Origin of the sequence: Bordetella sp. (genome assembly GCF_051960075.1) — a bacterium.
Classification (GTDB): Bacteria; Pseudomonadota; Gammaproteobacteria; order Burkholderiales; family Burkholderiaceae_B; genus Bordetella.
In genome coordinates this window covers 1-4,683 of record NZ_JBQCER010000080.1, presented here as the reverse complement: position 1 = coordinate 4,683, position 4,683 = coordinate 1, and the positions used below count along the sequence as shown (strand labels likewise).

5 protein-coding genes are annotated in these 4,683 nt (G+C 51.8%); 4 read left to right on the top strand and 1 reads right to left on the bottom strand.

Annotated elements, in window-relative coordinates; translation table 11 throughout:
- From ACTHJ1_RS13540 to ACTHJ1_RS13525, 4 genes are all read left to right on the top strand, one after another.
- Positions 1-127 (top strand): integrase core domain-containing protein (locus ACTHJ1_RS13540; protein WP_440188762.1); only part of this gene is annotated, 127 nt, incomplete at its 5' end.
- Positions 128-143: 16 nt separating this feature from the next.
- On the top strand, positions 144-668 hold the full coding sequence (locus tag ACTHJ1_RS13535) for a hypothetical protein (protein ID WP_440193204.1): 525 nt from the start codon (positions 144-146) through the stop codon (positions 666-668).
- Positions 669-717: 49 nt separating this feature from the next.
- Entirely contained in the window at positions 718-1,329 is a 612-nt protein-coding gene (locus tag ACTHJ1_RS13530; RefSeq protein WP_440193202.1) for a DUF4291 domain-containing protein, read from the top strand.
- 309 nt (positions 1,330-1,638) lie between these two features.
- Positions 1,639-2,160: a hypothetical protein gene (locus ACTHJ1_RS13525; RefSeq protein WP_440193200.1), complete on the top strand. Its 522-nt coding sequence runs from the start codon at positions 1,639-1,641 to the stop codon at positions 2,158-2,160.
- A gap of 266 nt (positions 2,161-2,426) precedes the next feature.
- Here ACTHJ1_RS13525 and ACTHJ1_RS13520 read toward each other — a convergent pair whose 3' ends face one another.
- Positions 2,427-4,343 carry an AAA family ATPase gene (locus ACTHJ1_RS13520; RefSeq protein WP_440193198.1) on the bottom strand — a complete coding sequence of 639 codons (1,917 nt, stop codon included), beginning with the start codon at positions 4,341-4,343 and terminating at the stop codon, positions 2,427-2,429.
- Positions 4,344-4,683: the final 340 nt, after the last annotated feature.

Here is a 4,683-nt window from a genome sequence, read left to right as displayed (position 1 = left end):
GGCCGATGAATGGCTGCGTGACTACAACGAATTTCGCCCGCATGAATCGTTGGGCGGTGTGCCGCCGGTGCAATATCTGCCCCGGTTAACCCTGGCTTCGAATGTCTACAACAAACTGTCTACTTGACGGGGAAGCTTACGCATTGATGCAGCTCCCCTTTGTACTGCGAGCGCGCAAACCAAAGGCCATGACAGAGTTTGGCGTCCGATTCACCTTCAAGAACTCCAAAGATCTGGCAGCGTTATCCCTTCTCTACAGTGAACTAAAGAGGGATAAAGATTCGGATCACTGTCGCGACCATTCTTGTTGGCCGCCGCTAATCCCGCCAGGGCTAATAGAAAATTTTGGCTGGTTGGATGCTAATGCGCTCTCCGCCGCCGAGCATAGGCGCCGCACGCGCCCCGTCGTCATAGACAAGCCTGCTGACCAGTTATCTGCTCGATGGAATTTCGATAGCCTGGTCGATTCCATCAACACCGGTGATTATTCGCTACTTCGCCTCGAAGTGATTGGGCGGTCACTCGCTGAGCTCCGAATCTACCCGTATGGCTATCCCTACGGTGGTCTGGGTCCGCTCATCGCTTTGGCGGAAGGATTCGGATTCTTCGTTGTGGGACTAAATGAATACGGCAAGTATCAAACGCGACAAGAGTTGTTATCTCAATGAAGAATCGGTAGAGCGATACTTCAACCTCTCAGTCAATGCATAAGCCTCCATGAAAACTGAGTTCTATAAGCAACAAATCAAACGTTGGCCGGAGGCCGGTCAGCATGTAATGGCGCAGTATGACTCCTCATCTATTTATGTCTATCAAGCCTATAGGCCTGCGATAGCGGACTACGCCGTACAGCATCAGCGCTTCGGAGGCCAATTCAGCTTCGGGCGAATGAGCTGGATCAAGCCTAACTTCCTATGGATGATGTTCCGCTCGGGATGGGCCACGAAGCTGGGGCAGGAGCGCATTTTGGCCGTCCGACTACCAAGGACCTTTTTCGACGAGATCCTGGCTTCAGCCGTGGCTTCTACGTTTTCTGTTTCCGGATATGGGTCGGAGACGGAATGGAGGGAACGTCTGTCCAAGTCGGAAGTACGGCTCCAATGGGATCCAGATCATGATCCTAGCGGTCGAGCCATTACGCGTCGAGCAGTCCAGCTTGGCTTGAGAGGGGAGATGCTCCGGCGCTACGCGGAACGAGAGACGCTAAGTATTGAAGACATCACCCCTTTTGTTGCGCATCAACGTTCAAACGCCATTGGCGACTTTGACAAACTAGAGGTGCCGGAGGAGTTCCCCTATGCTGGAACATCCAGGGTGGTCATTGGATAGTACTCGACATGAAAATGGCGGCATTGTCATAGCTAGTAGAAAACTCTGTTCCGCGACGACGAATGTCGAGTGGACCTCATCGGTCGGAGTGCGACCAACAACGGCCGGTCAACCCTATCTCTGGAATCGTCGACAATATCCGCTTTGGCAGCGTGCCGCAATTACTATAACCAACTCGGAATTTCATCCGATTAGGCCGTCTTGTTTTAGCTAAACAGCCTCAGCGGAACCCGGGGCGATTCACTCGCCTCAGCTTAAGGACGTTGATCGATGTTGTTCGGAACGAAATCTGAGTTTGCGATAGAGGCCATGATCGAGCCCGGTCTGGTGCCTCCCTCCGCGGTCTATGGACGAATGCGCGTATGGTGTGAAAATACGTCGCTTGGGGATTTTTCTAATCCGCAGTGCTCTTTGTATCCGGCCTATCTCGGCTTTAAACGACTCGGAGAAGTACTTCCGAATCTATGGTTGGACGACCTGAGCGATCTGAGTGATGAGGGATTGGTAGATCGTCTGGATCGGCTCCTGTATGGTGCACGAGGCCATCATGTTCTTGAAGACGATGATCGTACGGCCATAGAGTGCGAACTCGATTGGGATAAGTATGGAATTTTCAACTTCTTAACGAATTGGGGCGAGCAGTTCGATCGCGAGCCCAAGTCGTTTATCGTTTGCCCACCCGCGCAACATGTAAAGGTTCTCGTCCGCACATACGATGTGGACAGGGTTTTATCGTTACGCGCATCGGTTTCGGCCACCACAGATGCTATTCGCCTGTACCTCAAATGGTTCGACGATTCGGCGGTGTCCCTTTTTGGTGCGGCGGGCTAAAGCTGAAAGCAGCAATTGACCACATTGGAGCCAGCGGAAGGACCGCTCAAGGTCAGGTTGCGCTCTCACCGTGACGACGGACATCGAGCTTGCCTCATTGGTCGGAGTGCGGCCAGGAGCGGCCTTTCGCCTATACGGTGAATTGACACTCTAACGTCTGCTATGGTCCAGAGACCGGACGAACACTGGGTGCGCATAAACTGGACTAGTTGCTGGTACTTTCTGCCGACATGCGGGTAGCGCCCACGAATGTGCGTGTTGCGAAACTACGATGCGGCACTTGCTGAAGGGGATTCATTATTGCCCACAACATTTTCTTTGCCTTCAACAAGCTTCAATTCAGCGGGAATTTCATATCCGATCAAACTATGTGCGACGTTGGCGATGATTTGAAGCAACGGTACGAATCCGTGAAAGTGTTCGCTTTTACGATATTCGGCACAGATTTTCTGACAAAGACGCATCTTGTTCAGAGAACGAATGGTCGTATACGTTCCATTTCCCTTATTATTTTTTTTCGTGTCATAGACGTCTTCTGTAAAAACGTCCGACGGGAGCATGTTCTCAATCCCGCAACGCATTTCTGCGTTATGCGGGTTGGTTGGAATCGTTCGGATTGAGAGTTGACCATCATCCACATCGGATTTTCGAGCGTCGTTATCGTATAAGAAACAGACGGGCCGTTTGATCAGTTCCGGCTTCGCGCGAAGGAAGTTGTAAGCCGAATTAAGGGAGTCCTTTCCAGTGTTGAAACCCTCTCCTCGTTTTGGATCCTTCGCTCCGATCCACTCAATCTCAACGGCATCGAGAAGACTGGCGAAGCCCAGCAAGTCAATAGCGGTTTTGATGTAGAGAGGATCCGTTTCACCTTCGACCAGAACCAAGAGCTTACCGGGCTCATTTGCGACTCTGCGAATTTGATCGTTAAAAGCATGCGTCTCTTGCAAGATGTCAAGCGCTCGCCCAAATTCCGTATACGCCTCCGCTTGTACCGGTTCGCCAGAGGGCATATCAAAGAGGTCGAATGCGCCTTCCGGAAAGACCTTTTCCATGCCTAGGACGAACAGCGGGGAATGGCTGGACAGGATGAATTGAACTTTCGGAAACATCTTGATCAGGGCAGGGATTGCACGATACTGAAGATCGATGTGCATATGCGAATCGATTTCGTCCACTACGCAAATACCCGAGATGTTGCCAGACAACGGAATTTCTCCGGCAGTTGTGCCATCGCCATATCGCATTAGCGTGCCAAAGATGTTGAAAAGGGTTCCTTGCCCAGCGGATAACGACTCCAGTGGCAGCGACGGGGAATCGTCCGTCATCGCGTACCCAATGCCCGCCCTGTTATATCGTCCGAGCCACGTCAGCCTCGCGGTCGGGCTATCAAGGATTGTTCGTAAGATCGCGTTGAGGTTACCCCATAGTCTATGTACAGGTACAAACTGGGCCATATTATCGGCTGCGATCCAAAGGGCTTGGTTGTTAGCATTCACAGGCCGCACATCAGTGCGGACTTCGATCAACACTGAAAGCAACCACTGCTTGAGCTTTTCTAGGCCCTTTTCGACAAAGATTGGCTTGTTAAGCTGCTGGCTATATCGCTGTGCAAGATCGAATCCTGTAGGAGGAAGACTCCCCTGATTCAACCAATATGGCGTTTCCGAACGACTCGAGGGAAAGTAAACATACGCTCCTGCTTCGTAGCTGCGTTTAGCGACGTCCGAAGAGATGGTACATGCTTTCGAATTTCCATCGGTTTCCCAAGCTACAAAGTTCCGAAGCGAGGCCGGAACTCGTTGCTGAACATCAGCGGCAGCGAGCCGACCGGCCTTCTCAACATAGGCGAACTCGTAATCTCCATGTGCGAGGCGCAATATCACGGCCGAGCCGGTAGAGCCAACTTTTACAGTGGTATTGCCTACTATTCTGAACCACGCTCTTCCACCTTGACTGTTCGATGGGGTTACGTCGGTGTAATGACCGGCTGCAGCCTCGAAGAGAGCGTCTGCAGCCATGGACAGAATGTTTGTCTTTCCGCTGCCGTTGCCACCCACCAATACAAATGGCTTAGGTTCCCCGTTCGGCGCGAAGCCAGGCGAAAGATGCAGGCGTTCGATTACCCCATTGTTCTCAACATAGATTTCTTTTAAGTACATATGACCTCGGTCTTGCCTGCTCATTTACAGCCCTCAACAGCCGATCTGGCCACTGTGCTGCTGCCGTAAATCCGGGATGCAGGAACGCAGGCCGATGAGCTTCTATTGGCGAATATCTCTCGCGACGAACAAGGCTCTCCCTCTCCTTTCGTCTAAGCTACCGCTGTTCGATTCTAAATCAACGCATGCCAGCTATGGCCTAGTGTCACTTTCACTGCTGGAGGCCGCCGTTGACAGGATTGTCCCAACAATGGCTGCTTTGGGTCGAGGGTGTGTGAAAACCCTTTGACGTCAACAGACCGATTTCGATAGAGTTTGGCATCTCGATTGCGGGAGTCGATATGCCTCGATTTATCGAAGGCCA